Below are 2,977 nucleotides of genomic sequence, written 5' to 3'. Positions count from 1 at the left end.
GTTCAGGAGCTCGCCCCCGATGGCACGCTTCGACCGTATCGGAACCGCGGATGGTGGTTTCCGCTCGGCCTCATGCCCGACCTTGGCGACGCCCGCGCCGCCGAATGGTGGACCGACAAACGGCGCTACCTCGTCGACGACCTCGGCGTCGACGGCTTCAAAACCGACGGCGGCGAACACGCGTGGGGGCGCGACCTCCGCTACCTCGATGGCACCCACGGCGACGAGGGCAACGGTCGATTCCCTGTGCACTACGCGAAGGCATACGGCGATCTTCTGCGATCGGCTGGCAAAGCTCCCGTCACCTTCTCCCGTGCGGGCTTCACTGGCAGCCAGGCGCACGGCGCATTTTGGGCAGGCGATGAGAATTCCACTTGGGAGGCATTCCGCTGGTCGATGTTCGCCGGACTCTCTGCGGCATCCAGCGGAATCGTCTACTGGGGCTGGGACTTCGCCGGCTTCAGCGGAGATATCCCCACCGCCGAGCTATACCTGCGCTCGGTCGCTGCCGCCGCATTCGTGCCGATCATGCAATACCACTCCGAGTTCAACCACCACCGCACCCCATCACGTGACCGCACCCCGTGGAACATCGCCAACCGCACCGGCGACCCCACAGTCATCGACACTTTCCGACGATTCATTAGCATTCGCGAGAAGCTCGTGCCCTACTTGGTCGACGAGGCGGCCCACACTGTTGCGACTTCAGAACCACTGATGAAATCGTTGTACTTCGACTCAACCGACTCCAGGGTCTGGGAACACCCAATCCAGTGGATGCTCGGCCGCGAAATCCTCATCGCACCCGTAATCGAGCCGGGCGCCCGTACATGGGATGTCTTTCTGCCGGAAGGATCGTGGGTCGACGCATTTACCGCGGAGGCCATCAAGGGCGGCTGTGTCATAACCCGGGCTGTACCTATCGATGAGTTGCCTGTCTACGTTCGAGCCGAGGCATGGCCGCGACTCCGCGACGCCTTCGGTGCGGACTGACAAATTGTGACAAGCTGCGAGCGCTCTCTGGGTCGTCCTCATAAAATGAACCATTGGTCGTGCAGAGCGAAAAGTCGGACGCCTGATCATGTGGCCAGCCAGGCTTTCACGCGGGCATGTTTGTGGGTGGCGTAGTTGTCGAGAACCAGGCCGATCTGAAGCCCCGTCGAGGCGTTGTTCTCGATCGTGTTGAGGAACTTCAATAACTCGCTGTGGCGACGCTTGGGCAGGCAGGTTCCGATGACCGTGTCACTACACAAACTCAACCATCCTCCCTGAGCAGTCTCGCTAGACCCGCGCCCCTGCGGCCCAGACTCCGGTCACGTTCCATCCGTGATCGAGCAGTACGGCGTCGGCCGCGAAGCCCGGGCCGAGCAGCCCGTGTCGGTGATCGAGCCCGAGGGCTCGGGCCGGCGTGAGGGTCAGCGCTGTGACCGCGTCGAGAGGGGATATGCGGGCCTCGGTCATCGCGATCCGAAGCGCGGCATCCTGCGTGAGAGTCGAGCCTGCGATCGTCGAGGTGCCGCGGAGCGTCGCGAGACCCTCGCGCACCGTCACCTGCCGAGAGCCGAGCGTGTAGTCCCCGTCGACCGAACCGGCGGCGGCCATCGCGTCTGTAACGAGCGCGATGCGGCCCGGCGCCGCACTAAACGCGAGGCGCACCACGCTGGGGTGCACGTGCATCCCGTCGGCGATCAGTTCGAGGGTCACACGTTCGTCGTCGAAGGCGGCAACCACAGGGCCAGGCGCGCGATGATGGATGCCCGGCATCGCGTTGAACGCATGGGTGAGCATCCGCGCTCCCGCGTCGAACGCCGCACGTGCGAGTGCCTCGTCGACCATGGTGTGGCCGACCGCGACCGCGACCCCCGCTTCGGCGAGCACGTCGATCGCCTCGAACGCCTGCGGTAGTTCGGGAGCAATGGTGAGCTGGCGCAGCGTGCCGCGCGCGGCGTTGAGCAGCCGATCGATGATCGCCGGTGACGGCTCGAGTAGATATTCGAGGCCGTGAGCGCCGCGATTGCCCTGCGCGAGGAACGGGCCCTCGAGGTGCGAGCCGAGCACCAGCGGGTCCCGCGACGCGGCCGCAGCGACTACCTCGAGGTTAGCCATGAGTTCGTCGAGCGGGCGGGTGATAAGACTGATGACCGAGCGAGTAGTGCCGTGGGAGCGGTGTGTCGCGAGGGCCGCGGCGAGGGCATCCGGTCCACCGTCGTAGGCGAAGCCGCCGCCACCGTGGCCGTGCAGGTCGATGAATCCCGGCGCGAGCCAGTGTCCGGCAACGTCGACGGTGGCCGCCGCTTCGGGATGCTCTGGTCCGCTCCCGGTCGACACAATGGTGTCGCCGTCGACGAGCATCCAGAAGTCGTCCACCTGGCCGTGGGCGTCGAGTTTGCGCGCGGAGTGGAAGAGGGTGGTCACGACGTTCAGGCTACTTCGCCATGGTTGGTGCCCAGCGCATCGAGAAGCGCGACGAAACGTTCCAGGCGGCCGCGGAACTCGCCGCCATCGCGCGCTCCCGCCGGTGACCACGCGATCTCCGCGATCGAGGCGAGTCGCGGAAACGCCAGGTACTCGACATCCCGCATCGTCGCCGTCGTCTCGCTCCACAACGGCGCTTCGACCCCGAGAAGTTGCTCGTCACCAATGCCCGGGATGATCGTCGCGGGATCCCACTCGTAGGATTCGGTGATCGACGTCGGCCCGTTCGCCCACACCAGCCCCAACTCGGTGTCGGCGTCGTACTTGATGTCGAGGTAGGCGACGTCGGCGGGTGACATGATGATCCTGCCGCCCTGCTTCACGAACGAGAGGGTGTGGTCGGCTGCGCCCTCCTGCGGGGTGGTGAAGCTCCAGTACTGCCCGATCGTGCCTGTCGGCAGAGCGGTGCTCCTGCCCATCTCGTGCCAGCCGATGAGGGTCTTGCCGTGGCGCGCCGCGATCGCTGTCGCCCTCTGGATGAAGTAGAGGAAGTCGTCGTCGG

Annotated in this window: 4 protein-coding genes; 1 reads left to right on the top strand and 3 read right to left on the bottom strand. The window is 65.5% G+C overall.

Annotated elements, in window-relative coordinates; translation table 11 throughout:
• The coding region (locus RMN95_RS16130; protein WP_309617924.1) for a TIM-barrel domain-containing protein at positions 1-993 on the top strand (993 nt) is incomplete at its 5' end.
• 86 nt (positions 994-1,079) lie between these two features.
• Here the strand turns inward: RMN95_RS16130 and RMN95_RS16125 are convergent.
• The 3 genes from RMN95_RS16125 to RMN95_RS16115 form a co-directional block, all read right to left on the bottom strand.
• Entirely contained in the window at positions 1,080-1,259 is a 180-nt protein-coding gene (locus RMN95_RS16125; protein ID WP_309617923.1) for a hypothetical protein, read from the bottom strand.
• Between the two features lie 22 nt (positions 1,260-1,281).
• The gene (gene nagA / locus RMN95_RS16120; RefSeq protein ID WP_397545311.1) at positions 1,282-2,415 is read right to left on the bottom strand and encodes an N-acetylglucosamine-6-phosphate deacetylase; all 1,134 of its coding nucleotides are present in this window, start codon (positions 2,413-2,415) and stop codon (positions 1,282-1,284) included.
• A 5-nt stretch (positions 2,416-2,420) separates the two neighbouring features.
• Positions 2,421-2,977: family 20 glycosylhydrolase (locus RMN95_RS16115; protein WP_309617922.1), on the bottom strand; the 557-nt coding region annotated here is incomplete at its 5' end.

Origin of the sequence: Salinibacterium sp. (assembly GCF_031364185.1) — a bacterium.
Taxonomy (GTDB): Bacteria; Actinomycetota; Actinomycetes; order Actinomycetales; family Microbacteriaceae; genus Rhodoglobus.
This window is presented reverse-complemented; position numbering and strand designations above follow the sequence as displayed.